The 18,833-nt window shown below is 39.4% G+C and carries 16 protein-coding genes and 1 pseudogene; 15 read left to right on the forward strand and 2 right to left on the reverse strand.

Features of this window, described 5'->3' with window-relative positions; genetic code table 11:
* Window positions 1–627: 627 nt before the first annotated feature.
* From MHB45_RS26845 to MHB45_RS26895, 11 genes are all read left to right on the forward strand, one after another.
* A complete protein-coding gene (locus MHB45_RS26845) occupies window positions 628–1,416 on the forward strand; it encodes a hypothetical protein (RefSeq protein WP_152908342.1) in 789 nt (262 codons plus the stop codon).
* Window positions 1,385–3,370, forward strand: coding sequence for a type IV secretion system DNA-binding domain-containing protein (locus MHB45_RS26850; protein ID WP_239687153.1), 1,986 nt, complete (start codon window positions 1,385–1,387; stop codon window positions 3,368–3,370). The genes MHB45_RS26845 and MHB45_RS26850 overlap by 32 nt, the downstream gene beginning before the upstream one ends.
* The gene (locus MHB45_RS26855; protein ID WP_072274001.1) at window positions 3,357–4,436 is read left to right on the forward strand and encodes a conjugal transfer protein; all 1,080 of its coding nucleotides are present in this window, start codon (window positions 3,357–3,359) and stop codon (window positions 4,434–4,436) included. The genes MHB45_RS26850 and MHB45_RS26855 overlap by 14 nt, the downstream gene beginning before the upstream one ends.
* A 5-nt stretch (window positions 4,437–4,441) precedes the next feature.
* Window positions 4,442–4,672 carry a TcpD family membrane protein gene (locus MHB45_RS26860; protein WP_016236199.1) on the forward strand — a complete coding sequence of 77 codons (231 nt, stop codon included), beginning with the start codon at window positions 4,442–4,444 and terminating at the stop codon, window positions 4,670–4,672.
* Complete coding sequence (locus MHB45_RS28405; RefSeq protein WP_048883074.1) at window positions 4,669–5,058, forward strand: TcpE family conjugal transfer membrane protein; 390 nt, start codon at window positions 4,669–4,671, stop codon at window positions 5,056–5,058. Before MHB45_RS26860 ends, MHB45_RS28405 begins: the two co-directional genes overlap by 4 nt.
* A 12-nt stretch (window positions 5,059–5,070) precedes the next feature.
* Window positions 5,071–7,521 (forward strand): ATP-binding protein, encoded by a 2,451-nt coding sequence (locus MHB45_RS26870; RefSeq protein WP_048883075.1) that lies wholly within the window; start codon window positions 5,071–5,073, stop codon window positions 7,519–7,521.
* Window positions 7,518–7,952, forward strand: a complete 435-nt coding sequence (locus MHB45_RS26875) for a hypothetical protein (protein WP_048883079.1) — start codon at window positions 7,518–7,520, stop codon at window positions 7,950–7,952. Before MHB45_RS26870 ends, MHB45_RS26875 begins: the two co-directional genes overlap by 4 nt.
* Window positions 7,953–7,963: 11 nt before the next feature.
* Complete coding sequence (locus tag MHB45_RS26880) at window positions 7,964–10,000, forward strand: CD3337/EF1877 family mobilome membrane protein (RefSeq protein ID WP_048883081.1); 2,037 nt, start codon at window positions 7,964–7,966, stop codon at window positions 9,998–10,000.
* A gap of 95 nt (window positions 10,001–10,095) precedes the next feature.
* Complete coding sequence (locus tag MHB45_RS26885; protein ID WP_340908175.1) at window positions 10,096–11,130, forward strand: bifunctional lytic transglycosylase/C40 family peptidase; 1,035 nt, start codon at window positions 10,096–10,098, stop codon at window positions 11,128–11,130.
* Window positions 11,131–11,147: 17 nt separating this feature from the next.
* Window positions 11,148–11,681, forward strand: coding sequence for a hypothetical protein (locus MHB45_RS26890; protein WP_048883479.1), 534 nt, complete (start codon window positions 11,148–11,150; stop codon window positions 11,679–11,681).
* Between the two features lie 317 nt (window positions 11,682–11,998).
* Window positions 11,999–12,328, forward strand: a complete 330-nt coding sequence (locus tag MHB45_RS26895; protein WP_048883478.1) for a hypothetical protein — start codon at window positions 11,999–12,001, stop codon at window positions 12,326–12,328.
* A 366-nt stretch (window positions 12,329–12,694) separates the two neighbouring features.
* Here MHB45_RS26895 and MHB45_RS26900 read toward each other — a convergent pair.
* Window positions 12,695–12,909, reverse strand: a pseudogene (locus MHB45_RS26900) (aminoglycoside phosphotransferase); the annotation flags it as partial.
* Window positions 12,910–13,568: 659 nt separating this feature from the next.
* Between MHB45_RS26900 and MHB45_RS26905 the strand changes: the two are divergent.
* Together MHB45_RS26905 and MHB45_RS26910 are read left to right on the forward strand one after the other, a co-directional pair.
* The gene (locus MHB45_RS26905; protein ID WP_048883473.1) at window positions 13,569–13,766 is read left to right on the forward strand and encodes an IDEAL domain-containing protein; all 198 of its coding nucleotides are present in this window, start codon (window positions 13,569–13,571) and stop codon (window positions 13,764–13,766) included.
* Window positions 13,767–14,247: 481 nt separating this feature from the next.
* Window positions 14,248–14,709 (forward strand): DUF3574 domain-containing protein, encoded by a 462-nt coding sequence (locus tag MHB45_RS26910; protein WP_340908176.1) that lies wholly within the window; start codon window positions 14,248–14,250, stop codon window positions 14,707–14,709.
* A gap of 352 nt (window positions 14,710–15,061) precedes the next feature.
* Here the strand turns inward: MHB45_RS26910 and MHB45_RS26915 are convergent, their stop codons facing one another.
* On the reverse strand, window positions 15,062–15,430 hold the full coding sequence (locus MHB45_RS26915; protein WP_048883469.1) for a winged helix-turn-helix transcriptional regulator: 369 nt from the start codon (window positions 15,428–15,430) through the stop codon (window positions 15,062–15,064).
* 206 nt (window positions 15,431–15,636) lie between these two features.
* On the opposite strand from MHB45_RS26915, the gene zwf reads away from it, so the two are divergent.
* Window positions 15,637–17,091 (forward strand): glucose-6-phosphate dehydrogenase, encoded by a 1,455-nt coding sequence (gene zwf / locus MHB45_RS26920; protein WP_048883493.1) that lies wholly within the window; start codon window positions 15,637–15,639, stop codon window positions 17,089–17,091.
* A 280-nt stretch (window positions 17,092–17,371) separates the two neighbouring features.
* Complete coding sequence (gene gndA, locus MHB45_RS26925; protein ID WP_048883491.1) at window positions 17,372–18,796, forward strand: NADP-dependent phosphogluconate dehydrogenase; 1,425 nt, start codon at window positions 17,372–17,374, stop codon at window positions 18,794–18,796.
* Window positions 18,797–18,833 lie beyond the last annotated feature (37 nt).

Genomic DNA, 18,833 nt, shown 5'->3' on the forward strand with positions numbered 1-18,833 from the left:
GTCTTTATTATTTGCGGTCTTAAATTGACGACCACCCCAATCACACAAGGGCTGAATACCCTTTGTTTATTCTCGGTTCTTGCAGAAGACCTCGCCTATACTACGTAAACATAGCCGAGGTCTTCTGCTACTCAAATAAAGGCGGGGGTATTCAAAGTGTGATTGGGGTGGTCAGGTTAGATTTTAGATAATGGGGAGGAGTGATAGTTAGGTAGTTAAAGAGATAAGAATTAAGTTCAAGTGATTTAGTTCAAGGTCAAATATCAAGTTCAAAAATAAAAAAGTTCAGGATCTAGTTCAAGGTCAAGGGAATAAGAAAGTGGAGAAATGGTAGGTATGGGAGATTAATGTAGAGGGTTTAACAAGGGTAATATTATTTTACAGGATTGTATAAACATACATTTTTAATCCATTCTTATTGTGGTTGTTGACTAAATAAGAGCTTAACTGTGTTATGGATTTTTCTTAGATGTATTGTTTTGGCTGGGCCTGAAAATACTTCAATCATTTATTTTATTAGTTGTGGTTTTACTTGCGGTTTTATTTATGAAAATAATAACTATTTTGGTAAACTTTAAGAGGGAGAGTGGTTCCTATATTTTCTAGAAGAGGATGATATTTTTGGTAATGCTAAAGTACACTTCGTTGAAAGAGAAAGATTTGGAGTATTTATCGTTTATTTTGAGGAATGGTATGGTGACGGCCAAACAAATCATGTTGAAATTCAGGGAGCCGAACATTCACCGTGTTTATCGCAGGCTACGAAAATTAGAAGGCCAAAAGTTTGTCAAGCATGAACGCATTGCACATAAAGTAGGGGTTTATCTCGGAACGATTGAGGCCAGGAAATTAACGAATGTCAATGTAACCGTTCCAAATAAGGCAACGATCTACACCATGCAGCATGATCTTCTTATTACCGACTTGATCCTTTTTTACGAACTACAATCGGAAAAGCAGGTCGTTGACTTTAAATATCGGACAGAGAGAGAAATTCGTTTTTCTATGATAGGAGAAGGAGATAATCGAAGTAAATTAAAGGCATACAATGATAATCGAGACCGCATACCAGATGCCGTTTTCTTTTTTAAAGGAACTGATGGGAATGTGACTACCACTTGGGTTGAGCTGGAATTGAACAAGAAAGATCGTAAGCGTTATGATTACAAGTTTAAGATGTTTGATGACATGCTTTCCGGTGGACGACAGGACCATCAGCTTTACTCCTACGATCAGGTGATCTATTTTGCGAATGACGTAAAAATTCATAATGTGATCAATCAGGCCAAACAGCGGTTAATTAATGCCAGCAAGATTACTGTGCGTAATGTACCTTCTATCATTTTGGAAGAACGTTGGGAAGAGGTGTTGCCGGTTGGAACCGATGGAAAGCCAGGGAGAGCCGAAGCAGACTGAAACCGATCAGATCGTTGGAGATCTAGTGATTTATGGATTAATCGGCATAATTGGAGTCTTGTTTTTTCTTCCGGCCATTCTTGGAATGCTGATCTTTGCGATTCTTACCCTATTTAAGCGGGATTGGATATCCTACGTTATCCTTGCAGCCGGGGTCATCCTTTTGTTTTGGCAATTTCAAACAGGGCTACTCCTCAGTTATTTTGGATTGATTTCAGACATGAACATTCCTTATATGTCAGATGCTTTGGAAAGATTCCTCAATCAGGGGGATACCATTGCCGTGACCAGTACTTCCTATCTTGTTTTACTCGGTTTAGCCTTTCTATTCTCATTTGGATTTTTTATCTTCGCCAAATACTTTTGGAAAAAGCGAGTGACCACCAAATCTGATGAGGTGAAGAAGCAAAAAGAAGAGCAGAAATATAAGGATTTCCGCAAAAAACGAGTGAAGTTTTTGAATAGGAAGCAGAAACAGTATCGACATAAACCGTCCAAAGAAGTGTTTGTCGGGTACTCCGATTTTAAAGAGCGTGTAACGCTTCAGTCAAAAGAGCTCAATTATCACATGCTAGCAACAGGAGGAACCGGTACTGGAAAGACTACGTTGATTGCCTCCCTAATGGAAGCAGCTTTGCAACAGGAAAAACCGGTAATTTTCATGGATGGGAAGGGCGAAAGGAAGTCGATGCTGGAATTTAAGGCCTTGTGCGAAGCCTATGGCAGGAAGGTGTATCTATTTTCCGAAATGGACAATTTCTCGTACAATCCAATCAAGAATGGTACCCCAACTGAAACACGGGATAAGCTCATGTCGCTTTTTAGCTTTTCGAATGAAGGGGATGGGGCTTACTATACCGATATTGCTTCCCGTTATTTGCAATTGGTGGTCAAGTTGATTGATGAGGCAGGGGTTCCAAGAGACATCAAGACGATTGAGAAATTAACCAATTATAAATACATGAGCGAATTTTTCAGGGAACATAGCAGCCAAGTAGAAATCGAGGAAGAGTTCGAGGTGGAAGTAGAGGAAGAAGTCATCGTCGAAGGACAGGCGCCACCTACAATGGATGACGATTTAAGCGGTTTTATAGCCAATGCGGAACCAAAGAAGGAAACGGTCAAAAAAATGGTGGTAGAGAAACGGAAGCGATATGTCACAAAGCTTGAAGAGGGCATGCAGCGTATAAAAAAGGTGTTAGATAATGAATTTCCGGAAGAAATTGTGGAGGAGTGCCTGATACGATTGAAAATGCAGTTGGGTGAGCTCCTTGAATCCGATCTTGGTCATTTATTTGTGGAAAGGGAGAACGGCATTGATCTTCAAAAAATTACGGATCATAACGACGTCGTCATTTTCAGCATTTCCGGAAGCCGATATGCCGAATACATTAAAAAGATTGGAAAAATGATCATTTTGGATGTAAATAGTTTGGTAGCTTATAGACAAGCCCAAGGGCGTAAATCGATTTTTGGTGTGTATGATGAGTTTTCTGCCTATGGTGATCGGAGGATCGTTGATATCGTCAATAAATCACGTTCTGCTGGCTTTGAATGCATTATCTCCACCCAAACGTTGTCTGATATTGACGCCATTGACCCGATCATGACGGAGCAAATCATTTCTAACTGCAATATTATCGCAACAGGCCGTGTCAATTCTTCCAAAGACGCCGAACGGATCGCCCAAGTTTTTGGTACGTATTCCGACCAGGAAATCACGCAGCAGATTGAAAAAAAATATCCCCGGATCCGTTATGAAGCAACCATGGGGACTGTTCGGGATGTAGAACGGTTTAAGGCGAATCCGAGCGAAATCAAGAATTTGCAAATCGGTGAAATTTTCATCAATCGTAAAATGGTGGAAGAAGATATGGGTGATACCTATTTCCGACGAGTCTATGTTCGAAACGCACTAGAATTAGGGGGGATTCCACCAAATGAAGTTTCTTGACACGCTCAAGCATGGGGTGAAGAACAATGCAGACCGAGGGCGCAAGAAAGTGATGAAAGATGAAAGACGACTCAAGTCGTCGCGATTTAATGGACGAATGGCCTTTAGCTTTTTATTTTGGGTTGTACTTTTAGGGGTGATCCTTTTGACCTTCCTATCATGGTCTCGAACAGGTTTCCTGAACGAGAAGGTGAATGGATACCAAGATAAGGCTGCGGCGCAGATCGCGAACTTGAATGAAGTGGGTTTCGCCAATTCACCAGCTGGTGAAGATTATTCCAGACAGTTTATTGATACTTATATCAACGTACCCGATGACGAAAAGCAGCGAGAAGAACGATTCAAGGCACTCCAAAGCTTTCTTGCAGAAGGGTTAGAAGTTGGACAGTTGGAAAACCTTTCAGAGTTTAAAGGGAAACGAGTTTTGAAGAGTGCTAGTTTATATGATGTGAAAGATGTTTCGGAAGCAGCGGCCAGTTATGTGTATCGTATAGAATATGAACTTTTCAAGATCGTCGAGAAAAAAGAACAGGTGGAAGTGAAGAAGAAAAATAAAAACGGCAAAGTAGAGGTCGTGAAAGAAGAAAAGACCACTAGGAAAGATGAATCGCTAGGAAAGAAACAGCAAATGATTGTCGTTCGGCTTGGGACAGACGGGAATTCCTTTAACGTAATGGAACAACCATACTATCAAGCTCTTCCGAATGATACTCGATTGACGGCCATTGCCGATAAAACCGAACAGGCAGACAAGAATACTGAGATAGAGAGTGAACTTCAGCAGTTCGCGACACAATTTTTCACTTCTTATACGACGAATTCTACTGATGAAATGTCGTATCTCATGGAAACCCCTGAATCTCTTAGAGAGCTATACGAGTATAAGGGCCTGGAAGGCTTTGTGGTCTATGACGGGAAGAAAAAAGGGCAATACATCGTGAAGACGCTGGTCCTCTTACAAGAGGCGAATACGGGGCTACAATCAAAACACCCGTTTACCCTTGTTGTGAGCAAGCAAAATAATAAATTTTATGTTCATGAATTAAAACACACTAAAGGAGGATGATTTTCATGCCAGATATTACAGGTCTTACAGATTACGTGTCGTCCCAGGTCGCGGCGGTCTTGTTCATTGTTATGGTTGTCATGATTGTTCGAGCTTTCATATCCCAACGTTGGGGCATGTTCTTCTCTAGTTTTATCTTTGCAGTCGTTTGCTATGTGATTGTCTCTAATCCGGGTGAATTCGAAAGCATGGCCAATGCCATTTGGAATCAAGTGAAAAGTGGAGGGCTTTCATGAGGTCAGCTGCTTATAGCTACCGGAAATTCTTTAAATATCCCTTAAAAATTTGGAAAATTGGAAAAAATGAAAAATCCCTCGTCTTTTCCAAAGGGATTGAGATTAGGCAAATCATGGTTGCCCTCGTGCTTTTCAGTGTCTTCTTTCTTTTCAGAGGGAGCATTAACCGAGTCCTTCCAACGACGTTGCAGCTGGCTTTTTATGCCGTGTTGCCTTGGATGATCGCAGGCGCAATCTGTCGAAGCAAATTGGATGGTAAACGACTTGATCGTTTCTTTATTGGGTACTTCCGATATTTGTATACTAAACGATTTAGTTACAGCAGCCATAAACCCGTTTACCAACCACAGATGAAGAAAGCACAGTCATACGAGCGATTCCAATAAGGGGGTGATCCCGTGATCCAATTTCCGATTCATTCTTATAAAGACAATGTGATCTATACGCATGAGATGGAGGCTTGGTCTTATTATCGGGTACATGAGAATACAGTAGGCGTGAATGAGCAGGAAGCGGAAAATAATCTGGTGAACCGACTTCAAAGGCTCGCTTGGCAAATGGCTGCCTTTGAGGAAATTGACTATAAAATCGTGCCGATACCTGTGGATATTGATAAGCGTATGGAAAGCCTGCAACAACAATATGAAGGAAAATATGCAGAAACAGGAAAATACTATGCGGAACGGGCAAAAGAAATCTTGCGTGAAGAAGCTAGAAATGTCGTTGAATACAAATTTTTTGTAGGCGTGAAGTTAAAGAAAAGGGAGCTGGATGAAAGTATCATCCGCACGTTTACTTCATCCTTTAAGAGCATGAACCGTTATTTGCAAAAGCTTGCCGGTTTTGGAGGGCATGAGGTGGACGACCTTACAGCCAGTATGTTTGAGGAATCCGAGGAAGATGCCTTTAGGACCTTGAATCATTATCTAGGGGCCTTCAGGGTGAAAGAGAAGGAATTACGTTATATCATCCGTCATCAGTTCGTAAGGGGCCAGAAACAGCCTGACGGTGACGGAAGTGTCTACAGCCTTACAGAAGGCATTCTCGATCCAGGGAAAGCCGGGTATCTCCATATCAGTCAACTGGATGATGAATCATGGTGTGCTTTCCTTCCTGTTTCAGAATTTCCTGTTGATCTAAGCCATAAGGAGTGGGCTTACTTTTTTCAGTCCTATCATTTCCCAGTAGAAGTCAATATGAGGACCATTTACAAAAGGAAAAAAGAGGATGAGAACCAAACCAATACCATAAAAAAGAGATTTCGCGATCAGGACGCTCAATTGATCGAAGCGAATGAGGATGATGACAGTTTAATCAATACAGGACGTGAGCTCCTGCATGAACTAGAAAATGAAATTAAAAACCAAGGAAAACCACTTCTTAGAACGCACATCAATTTTGTTGTATATGGTCCAACCAAAGAAGAAGTCAGAAAACGAGCCAGAAGGCTCAAATCAGATTTTAAAGATCAGCAAATTGAACTAGTGCAGCCACTTGCTGACCAACTCCTTTTATTCCATCAATCGTTACCAGCAGCCAAAGTTATAGCAGAGGATTGGGAGCAGATCCTTACGCCTGAATCCTTTGCCGAATCCCTATTCTCCCTTACACGAAAAACCGGAAATACCGTAGGATTCTATCTGGGTAAGAATTTATCGCATGATGGGGAAAGCATGGAAAGCTCTCCTTCTCTCGTCTTTTACCATCCGTTCCTAGCCCACTTGGGCTTAAAGGGATCCAAGTATTCCTCCCCGCATGTGACCATCTCGGGACCGACAGGGATGGGGAAATCATATCTCCTGAAAGATATTTTGTTGAATGCCGTCTTTTTCGGAGCGAAAGTCCTGATGACAGACCCGAAGGACGAGGTGGAAAAGAAATTCAAGCAAGCCCTTACGCCTGAAATGAAGCGTACCGCCCCCTTCTTTCAAGAATTAATTGAGAGTTTCAACTATATCACTCTATCAAGCGGGAAGAAGGATGCTGGAAAGCTTGATCCACTTACCTTCCTTGAAGGGGAAGAGGCGCAGGATGCAGCCGTTAGCGTGCTTGAATACTTATCGGAGCTTCAATCGAATGAAAGGAATGTGAAAACGGCCATTTATAAAGGGGTTCGTCATGTCCTTCAACAGGAAGAGAAGCCAGGCCTTCTGAAAGTCGTTCGTTATTTGCAGGCAGCTGAGGATCAAGACATTAAAAATGTGGGAGATTTACTTTATGAGATCGGAACAAACGGGGTTGCAAAACTGATGTTTTCTGAAGGGGATGTTGTCGGAATCAGCCTTGATGAACAAGTGAATATCCTGCAGATTCAAAACTTAAATCTTCCGGACGAAGGCGAAAGGGCGGCGACGAGGGATGAACACATTGCCGTTGCCCTCATGCAGCCACTGGCCAAGTTCGCAACGAAATTCGCGCGCGATGATTCGGTCGTCAAGATGACGGTGTTTGAGGAAGCATGGATGCTCATGAATACGGGTGCCGGGGATCGCCTAATCAATGAATTGCTTCGTACAGGACGTTCCTTACGTTCTGCCGTTTATATCGTCACACAGTCCACGTATGAATACAATAAGCCGCAAATCAAAGAAAATATAGGCACGAAGTTTGCTTTTAAAGCGAAAACAACCGAGGAAGCTGGAAACATCATTGAATTTCTTGGGATGGAAGATAACAAGGCCAACCGGGATATGCTGAAAAACCTTTCGGAAGGCCAATGCATTATTGAGGATATGTACGGGCGAACTGCCAAGATTCAGACGGATGTCTTGTTTGATGAGTGGATCAGCGCCTTCAATACAAAAGAAAGTGATCGTGGTAGAGCTGAGACCGAGGAGGCGTTCATGTGAAAAGATTATTCATCTCTTTTATTGCCATATTGGCACTTTTAACCGGTTGTAATCAAAGCGCATCAACTTCTGAAGATATTTCGAAACTAGCTTATGAGTGGGAAAAAGCAAATTTCAATCGGGATTATGATTTACAGCAAAAATATATTTATAAAAAGGGGTCCTATGAAGCCTATAAAGGAGATAAAAAGATCAATTCGGGATTAAAGTATGAAGATATTCGCTATGAAATCTATTTCGATGAAGATTTAGAACAATATTATGTTTTTACCGATTTTAAAAATCCGAATGGTGAAAATTCAGTAGAGGATAATATAGTCCTTCGTAAAAAAGATGATGAATGGAAAGTTGATACCAGCGAAAGTTTGGATATCGTCCGTGAAGATATATCAGAGAAGCTTGACCGGGAAGCGTGCATTAACTGCAAATAAGGAGGGATTGGATGCAAACCCTTAAACAAGGCCTAGGCTTTTGTTTAGTGCTGTTGGTTCTTCTCTTGCCAACGTCGTCCAATGCAGAAGATGCGGCCCCTACTGTTCCGAAAAAAGAGGAAACAGTGGGCCGTGTGACTTTGGAAAGTAAGGAATATCCTCTCTATCATTATCAGATGGAAGCAGATATCGGTGACGGTATTACGGAAGCTGGTGATAATGCATTACATGCCATTAATCAAGGAATGTGGGGATTTAATAAAACGATTGCTAGTTTTACTTTATATTCCGTTAATCAGCTGATGTCCTTTGATTTAATTGGCAGCATTGTGGATGAAGCTGGAATTATGAGTGAACGAATCTATGAGGTTATGTCTGGAACGTTTTTATCCTTGTTTGTCATTTTAGTTGGGGGAACAGCTGCCTGGCGTTACCTTGTCAATCAACAAGTCGGCCATGCGGTGAAATCAATCCTTGGCGCTATGTCTATCATGGTTATTACTTTTTGGTTTTATGCAGATACAATCGGAAACATTAAATGGCTGAATGATCGGGGGGCGGAGCTCGAAGGGATTGCAAGCTCTGCAAACGTTTTGGTCAGTTCTGATGAGTTCGACAGCAACGCTGCCTATGATTCCAAAGAAGGAATTGCGGTGTTGGAAAATCAACTATTTAACTTAATGGTGAAGCGTCCATATTTACTCTTGAATTATGGATCAACAAAAGAATCTGAAGTTGTAAGTGAAAATCCTAATCGGGTTAATAGTCTTTTGAAAATTAAACCTCATACTGAAGAAGGCAAAGAGGAAAGAAAAAGGATTGTTAAAAAAGAAGTTTCCAATTATGACAACAAACAAATGTCTGCCAGTTTTAGCGGTGAACGGTTCGGATACTTGATTGTCACAATCCTATCGACCATTGCACTCAGCATTCCAATCTTGTTATTAGGGATCTTTAAGTTTTTGCTTCAGGTATGGTTCCTGGCATTAGTCATTTTCACAGCCATTCCATTAGTTCTTTCCGTTATCCCTTCTTATAGTGAAACTGCCTTGAATCACGGGAAGAAGCTTGTGGGCGTATTACTTATGAAAGCAGGATTAGTCCTGTTGATTGCCGTCATTACTGGACTTGTCACCTTGCTTTACGAATCCGTAAAAGTAACGAATGGTGTAGAAGGGTATGTCTTTGTAGTCTTTCTTATCTGCATGACCATTTGGGGATTGTTCAAGTATCGTTCCGAAATCTTTGAGGTTGCTTCTGCAGGCATGGTTCAAGGTCAGCAAGTTGTGGAGAGAGCGACAACCCATACACTTGATAAGATGGGGGATACTGGTGAATCAGGATTCAAGGGAGCCAAAAGAATGGTCGCCAAAGCTTATAGAAGCCATCAAAATAAAAAGCGTCAAGAAGAATATCAGTCGAGAAAAGAAGGCTCGGGCCGAAAGACATTTACCCATCCACGCATAGCAAACAGTGGAAGGTCAGAACACCGAAAAGCGGTTGGTGAGAATACACCTCAAAAACCAGGTGTAGGGAGAAATCAAGGGCAACAAGCAATCGGAAAAGGGTCAATCCATACAACAACGGGTTTGAATACAGGAATGGCCAACCGATCAGCTTCACGAAATGCAGGAGCAGCGATTGTGGATTTAAAGGATTATAAAAGTGAAAAGGATGAAGGGGCAACAGGCAAAGGACCAGTTAGTGGACACCCTTCACGAAGTTCTGAACGTACAGTTTCGGGAGCCCGGAAGCCGGGTGTGAACCCGCCGAATTCAACTAGAAAAGAGAATAGAAAGGCAGAACAACCTAAGCCTTCCAGGCAACGGACAGAGGGATTACATGAGCCTGAAAAGCAAACTTCCCCGCATCGTAATCCAGCCACAAAAATGGAAAGCAAACAAGAAGCAGCAGCTTCAAGAGAACCAGTCAAACAAGTCCAAAAGAAGATTGATGCTAGAAAAGCTAAAGTATCACCTTCCGTATCCGTCAAACGTTCGGAGGGCAGGAAACCCAAAGCCAAGGAGACTGAAAAGGATCGAAAATGATAATTCGAGAGAAGTAAGTAGTTATCATGACAGGTATGTTTGTGAACATACACACTCATTGTTTTGTCAGAATCTCTTTTTAGAAAGGAGTTCCTATGCAAGGGGTTTTAAAGAAAGGTGCAAAGGCCGCAGGAACCATTGCCATTCTCAAAAACCCTTTCTCTTGGATCATTGTAGGCACCCTTCTAATCCTTACATCGCTCTTCGGATTTGCCTTGTTCATTTCAATCAGCTTGGGCGGTGAGAACCAGCTTGAATCAGGTATGTCCGGTGAAGGAACAGTAGGAACAGCGCAGGTGTCTTCTGAAGTCATGCGATACGAGCCGTTAATCCGGAAATATGCGGAACAAAATGGGGTTGGAGAATATGTCGGACTTATCCTGGCCATGATCCAACAGGAATCAGGTGGACGTGAATTGGATGTTATGCAATCTTCCGAATCGATCGGGCTCCCACCCGGTGCCATTACCGACCCGGAGTATTCCATTCAGGTAGGCGTGAAACATTTTGCAGAAGTGATGAAGCAAGCCAAAGGTGATGTAAACCTAGCTTTGCAAAGCTACAACTTTGGAGATGGATTTATCGGATACGCATTGGAGCGTGGAGGCTATTCCAAGGAAGTAGCCACCCAGTTTAGTCATAGGATGGCTGCTAGGGAAGGGTGGAGCCGTTATGGTGATGTGAATTATGTGGACCATGTCATGCAATATTACAACGGTGGAAATGGCAGCGTGGTTGTCATGGGGGACGGTTCGCAATCTTTTGATGTAGAGGAAGTTCACAACATTATGAAACAATACCTCGGTCGACCCTATGTATGGGGAGGAAGGAAACCAGCAGCAGGAGGGTTTGACTGCAGTGGGCTGCTGGAATATGCTTTTGCACAGGTCGGCGTGGATATGTACGGGACAGCTCAATCGCAGTACAACAAAACAAAGCCGGTTTCAGAGGAACATATAAAGCCAGGTGACTTCGTTTTTTTCTCCACCTATAAGCCAGGGGCTTCGCACGTTGGCATGTATGTGGGGAACGGTCAATTTATCAATGCCAATAGCAGTGGTGGTACTTCTTATTCGTCCGTTGAAGAATGGAAAAACTTATATCCCTTCCTAGGTTTTAGACGAATCTAGAAATGGAGGTGCAGGGCATGGAGCCAACCCAAAAGAAAAATTTCTTGTTTTTAATGATAGTATTCATAATTGCTGCTTTGGTTATCATGTACGTTCTCAGTTTGCGTTCACAGCTGCAGGAAGTCAGAGCCAACCAGGGGAACTATGAAGAGCAGATTCAGTCTCTATCCTCTATCCAAAACACGGATGCTTTAAAGGTGAACCGCCAGTTTCTGGAGAGTTTTTTCACCTATCAAACCACTGCCGAACGGTATAAAAAAGTTGAACCATTCATGACCAATCAAGGATTTAAAGCGACCCATCCTTCCGGAACAGAACTTCCAGATTCGGAAGAATCGGTGAAGTCGTCCATGGTGGGCCTGAAGCCATTTGAATATCAGACCTCTAAAACGGAAGCTGAATTTTTTAATGAATTTAAACTCACTACTGAATTTAACAATGTGGCTGCTACCGACACGGTTATCGTCAAAACGTCGCTTATTTATGTGAAGGAGCAAGGCTGGAAAGTTGATGATGTTGAATTTATCGGGCAATTAACGGGCGGGAAATAAAAGAGGATTATTATGGCGTTTACATAAATGCCTATTAACCGTCTTTTCCACTTCAATAGAAAACAGCAGTTTGAATGGTTTGAGTAAATCCGAAAATTAGGAGCATGCTGTAAAATACATGCCTTAAATAATCCAGTTAAGTTTCTAAGTTTGTAATTCCTTCATATTTCAAGGAGAAGGTGGCTTTATTGTACAGGGTGCCTAGGCGGCCATTTTTATTACTGGTAAACTACAAATAAAGCATTTGTAAATGGGGAATTTCTGAATAAGTGCTAGAATTAGTTGTGAAGTGTGCGATTTTAAAAAGGGGGGTTTTTATGAAGTTTGCTTACGAACACCAAGGAGATATTTTATATCAAGTGGAAAACTATAAATTTCGTTATCAAGGAGTGGAAAAAGCTAACATAGAATTAATGTATTTCTTGGATGATGAAGCTTATGCATTTCAATTTAATATCAATGACAATCTAATTCCTGAAGAATTTCGTTTTAGCGCTAATAATAATCGAGATCTTTGTGAAAAAATAGGTGTTGATTTCCAAGAGTTTGCAGGAACATTTTCATCTAAACAAAAGGCTTTGCAAGCTGCCATTACCATGGTAAGTAAAATTATTATCCAATACAGCAAAGTTAAACCATTATGGTAACAAAAGGTTGGGTATCTAAAAAACATATATATTAATTTTGAAAGCAGTATCTTGTAAAAATGGGCGTACCACTTTTAATTCTTCTCCCTCACCATCTTTAATATTGGAATGCTGTAGTCTCGAGTGTATGTATTCCATAGATTCTGGATCAATCTGTTCCAATATATCACTGTAAAATGGCATATGAGGAATTGACCTTAAATACTTAGTGTTCTCCGCCATTAAGCAATCAACTACTATATAATCGTTAGACCACTCCGAAAGTAAAACATAAAAGCCGAAATCCCTTAACGTGGGAAAATCGGCTTTTTATCTTCCGAAAAATGTCTTAGCGTGGGTTTTATGTCATTTGGTTGGCGGGACCCCTTTTAAAGGATCATTACCAGCTTCTCCCTCAATAAATGTTCCTTTTTCATCAATAACTTTGGTGCATAACTGAAATATTTGTTCTCCCAATGCTTTAATATCTTATGAATTTTGGTACTGTCTGGCTTTAATTCTCGTCGCACAGTATCTCCCGAACGATAAACGTTAGTGACATTCCCTCCTGTTAGCATTTCTTCGTTTTCAAGGTTTGACACAAACAACTCCCCCCTAATATGACTTTTTATAAACCCTAAAATAAATCCTTCTATAATTAACCTCCCGTGATTTTAAGTACATTACTTCACAATTATTTAATAAAATAATATCCAAGTCTTATTCCATTAAATGGCCCTTTAATGGAACACGATTGGCGAATTTAAACATTTATTACTCCAGAAAAGGTCTATAACTTTTTAATATATGTGAGAAAAATTTATACTCAAAAATAAATATTTTTTTAATTTATATGTATAAAAGAATAATAGCTTGGGAATCATAAAGATAAAGAAGTTAAATAAAGGGGGTAAAATAGTGTTAAGGGAAAGCAAATTAACGTTATCTGATTTTGTTAATAAAGATCGATTTGAACTAAACTCTTATCTTACCTATTTGATCCATCAATTTTATGATAATGATCTGAATCAGTCTAAAGATAGAATGGTGTAGATTAACGATTAAATAAACTGAAAGAATAATAGTATTTGCGATGAATTAAAAAATTCTTGTTTAAAGACCATAACTGAAGGTTTCAATGAGTTTACACTTTCAGATGTAAACTCATTGGCTAAAAATACCATGGAACTACTAAGTAAAATGTTTGAATAGTCTGAAAATTTTTAGTATAATAGAAAAAAGGTCAAGGAGTTGGTTTCCTATGGAAAGGAATTTAGTTAATACACCACCACAACCTGAAGTAAACGTCGCGGATTCTGAATTTGCTGAAATGGTGTTAAACAAAGCCCTTCGTAATTTCAGAAAAGAGCAAATCCGAAAAGAGATTGACCAGTCATTACAGGATCAAAACAAAGAAGAATTCCTACGATTAACAGAGGAATTAAAAAACATTTCTTAAAATGTTGTATTATATATCGAGATGATTTTGAAATGAACTTAACATAATCGTAATTTTAAGAATTCCGCCAAAACGCCAATCCCATATCTATTCAAGGGATTGGCGTTTATTTGATTTTTATCGATTAAGCACAATATTAAACATCGTTGATTTATCAACATTTTGGGCTTCTGAAGAAGCCTAGCCTGCTGTATAAAAAAGTGGGGTTTTATGCAATCTCTTCTTTCACTAAAGCGCCCGATTACGGAATAAGGATAACATATTCCTTTGTCTACCTATTTTACATAATGTGATGTTTTAGGTACTGAAAAAGGATCTTCAATCGAAGATCCTTTTATGTGGGTTCTTGAATTAATGCACTCGTTCATCACTCACTATAGAAAAAGTAAGTAAAAATTTCCCATAAATCTGATTGTTGCATGTATAATGAGGATAGAAAATTCACCATTGTTTTGTCAGCAATACTGTTGAATATGAAGGAGTGGCAATATTGGAAAGGAAAAAAATCTTCTATTGGATCATCCCCATTCTGTTAATTGTCTTTTTAGGTAATGCTGTGTACGCTGCAGAACAACAAGAAACTAAAGAGAAACAATCTTCTGCATTAAAGGGGCAATTCTACCTTGAAGACGTAGTAAAAATTTATATACCATCTACATATAATGTTGATCAACCAATTGATAATACTCCATATGTTAACAAGTCGTTGGAGGAATTCTCAAAAATGTTTGGAGGAGCAACAGCCATCGATGGGACAGGATCATGGCTATCTGATGATAATCAGCTGATTAAAGAGAAAGTAACGATTGTCTATAGCTATGCAGAAGATTTGGACAAGAAAAAAATCAATAAAGTAGTTACCTATGCCAAATCTCTAAAGGAAGAGATGAAACAATCATCAGTGTCTCTTGAAGTGAATGGGAAGATGTACTTTATTGAATAAATGATGTAAAAAGCCTAGAGATAAAATCTCTAGGCTTTTTAGTCTTCAAGAATATGAGTTTGTTGCTATTGGAATGGAGTCAACAAATCCTAAGGCTCTTTTGGCATCTAACCAATTATAGGGTTTTAACATATAGATTTTATATTTACTCTGAAAATAACCATTCATACATTAAAATTTGATCACACAAATTCACATTCGGGTTAACATATCTGTGGATTTCATATCCTTCATATAAAGCAACTAATGAAGTAGCCAGTATTTTTCTATCAGAGTGCTGTCTGGAACAATCTCTTCTTTCGACATTGCTCGGACCTAACCAATCTCTTCTGTTTTTGCAAAAAGGATTTTTCTACTCGATAGACTCCTTGATTTCTCCATCGTTTTTCACAGCTATATTTTTCATATAGTTTTTACCCCACTCATACATAGACTCTAGTATCGGCATTAGACTTTTTCCCTGTTCTGTCAGTGAATACTCTACTTTGGGTGGAACAACGGGATAGACTTCACGATGAACAATGAGGTCATCTTCCAATTCTCGCAATTGGTTAACTAGCATTCTTTGGGTAATACCGGGCATGAGAGACTTTAGTTCATTAAATCGCTTTGTTCCCTCTTTACCTAGATGCCACAATATAAGCATTTTCCATTTACCACCTATGACAGAAAGTGTCAATTCTTTTTCACAGTCAAACGGCTTATCACGAAGATGTCCCATTAATTTCACCTCCATTTCCAGCGTAATGGTATACAATTTGTCACTATATGAATATGAAGTGCGTACTTACGCATAAATATTATACACGTTATACTAATTTCTGTATAGGTGATACGTTCATAGGAGGGGATCAAGTGAATGACTTAACTATTCCACGTGACATTAATTTAGATGAGAATGTTCTCGATGTCTTAAAAACGTTGAAAATGGATTCTGTGACTTTTGTCCTATTTGGAGCGACAGGGGATTTAGCTAAGAGAAAAATTTTTCCTGCTCTATATAATTTATTTTTAGATAAAAAAATTCCTAACTCGTTTTCGGTTATTGGTTTAGGTAGAAGAAATTGGTCTGATGAATCTTTTCAAAAACACGTGAAAGAATCGTTACAAACATTTTCTAGACGTATGATAAATGAGTCATCCAAAATGGAAGAGTTTCTCAATGCATTTCGCTATAGCCTTTTGGATGTAACAAATAAAGAAGGGTATAAGAACTTACTCGAATTGATTAAAACTCGTGAAGAAGAATTGAGTATTCCAGAAAATCGCCTGTTTTATCTATCTGTTGCGCCTGAGTTTGTGGATGTGATTACTTCAAACATCCAAAAAAGTGGATTAGGCTCTACAATAGGATGGAGACGACTCATTATCGAAAAGCCCTTTGGAAACGATTTGAAATCCGCCCAAAATCTGAACGAATTATTAAGTGAAACTTTTGAAGAGGACGAAATTTATCGTATAGATCATTACCTTGGAAAGCCGATGATTCAAAACCTTGAAGCATTAGAATTTGCGAATCCTATGTTTCAAGCGCTATGGAATAACCAATATATTGCCAATATACAAATCACGGCGAGTGAAACGGTTGGGGTAGAAGAAAGAGCAAGTTATTATGACCAAGCAGGGGCAATTCGAGATATGGTCCAAAATCATATGCTGCAAATACTGATGATGACTGCTATGCATCTTCCAAAACGAATAAGCGCAAAAGATATTCGTCAAGAGAAGAGGAAAGTCATGGAATTTCTAAGACCATTGAAGAAAGAAGATGTAGCTTTGCACGTGGTTCGTGGTCAATATGGTCCAGGGGAAATTCAAGGTGAACCAGTTGTTGGATATAAAGAGGAATCCGGAATTGATGCTTCTTCAACAAATGATACCTTTGTTTCTGCCCGTTTGTGGATTGATGATTCTAATTGGAGTGGGGTGCCATTCTATATCCGTACTGGAAAAAGAATGAGGGAAAAGTCCACACGTATTGTGATTGAGTTCAAAAATCCGTTAAAGGATTTATACATGTCCCAAAAAGAGCAAACAGCCCCCAATCTATTAATCATCGAGATTAGTCCTAACGAAGGTGTTTCATTACAATTAAATAGAAAAAACCCGTTAAACGGTAAAATAGAGCCTGTTACGGTGACTTTTTCAGCTAATGCAAAAGAAGTACCGGAAGCCTATGAGCTTTTACTGTTCGATGCTTTGCGTGGCGATCCAACTTTCTTTGCTCATTGGAATGAAGTTGAATTATCTTGGAATTGGGTTCAACCTATTTTGGAGGTATTTGAGGAAAATGCCCTTACTTTGTATCCTTATCGTTCAGGTTCGATGGGACCGGACGCTTCTGATCAATTATTGGAAGAGGACGGATTTAAGTGGTTATAGGTTTTGATGCTAGTATGGAAATTGACTCCCTCTATTGAAAACATAAATTCATGCATTCCTATAGGTCACAAAAATAGGAAAATTAAAAGAAAAATGGATTCATGATCATAATATGAAAATAAGTAAATCATAAGCATTAAAGCTTTGGAAAAGAGAAGAAAGAACTGGAATCAGCGTTTATCCAAGGATTTAGATTTATTGTATAACTTGATATAGATTTAAAGTTTGACCTCAAAGTGGCTAAGATTGATTCTTAAAATGAAGAAGGGACGAATTGACCATGGTAAAACAAAAAATCGGTGTGATCGGTTTAGCCGTAATGGGTAAAAATCTCGCGTTAAATATTGAAAGTCGAGGTTATTCTGTTTCTGTTTACAACCGTTCGTCTGAAAAAACAGAAGAGTTTTTAAAGAACGAAGCAAATGGGAAAAATTTTTTTGGTGCGAAAAGCACCGAAGAATTTGTTCATTCATTAGAAAAACCACGCAAAATTTTATTAATGGTTAAAGCGGGTGGACCAACAGATGCAACGATTGATTCGTTAAAACCATATCTTGAAAAGGGTGACATCCTCATCGATGGCGGAAATACATTTTTCCAAGACACGATTAGACGTAATAAAGAATTAGAAGACACAGGTATCCACTTTATTGGTACAGGTGTTTCAGGTGGGGAAGAAGGGGCATTGAAAGGTCCATCTATTATGCCTGGTGGCCAAAAAGAAGCGTATGAACTTGTAGAGCCAATTTTGAAAGAGATTTCAGCAAAAGTAGAAGGAGATTCTTGTTGTACATATATCGGTCCCAATGGTGCAGGCCATTACGTAAAAATGGTCCATAATGGTATCGAGTACGGAGATATGCAGTTAATTTCAGAAGCGTATTTCATTCTGAAACAGGTGCTTGGTTTAAGTGCACAAGAACTTCATGAAGTATTTGCAGAATGGAATAAAGGGGAATTAGATAGTTATCTAATTGAGATTACAGCTGACATCTTTACAAAAGTGGATAAAGAAACAGGTAAACCTCTTGTTGACCTAATTTTAGATACAGCAGGCCAAAAAGGTACAGGTAAATGGACAAGTCAAAGTGCTTTAGATTTAGGAGTTTCACTTCCAATCGTCACAGAATCTGTGTTTGCTCGCTTTATATCTGCCTTGAAAGAAGAGCGAGTTAAGGCAAGTAAGCTATTAAAAGGCCCTGAGGAGAAGACGTATGAAGGAAATGGAGAAGAATTAATAGAGGCAGTACGTAAAGCTTTATATATGAGTAAAATTTGTTCATATGCACAAGGATTTGCACAAATGCGTTCTGCGTCAGAAGAGTATGACTGGAACCTTTGCTATGGTGATATTGCAATGATTTTTCGTGGCGGTTGTATCATTCGTGCCCAATTCTTACAAAAAATTAAAGATGCTTATGATCGTGATCCTAACTTACCAAACTTATTATTGGATTCGTACTTTAAAGAAATTGTAGAAAGCTATCAATCTGCATTACGTCAAGTACTCGCTATGGCAATTGAGCGAGGCATAGCGGTGCCATCATTCTCCAGCGCATTATCTTACTATGACAGTTATCGTACAGATACGTTGCCAGCAAATCTGATACAAGCACAACGCGATTACTTTGGTGCGCACACATACCAGCGTGTAGATAAGGAAGGCATTTTCCATACAGAATGGTTTCAAAAGCAATTTAATTAATATTATAGACCAAAACCCCTGTCTTAATTATAGGACA

The organism is Peribacillus sp. FSL K6-5616 (assembly GCF_038008245.1).
GTDB lineage: Bacteria > Bacillota > Bacilli > Bacillales > DSM-1321 > Peribacillus > Peribacillus frigoritolerans.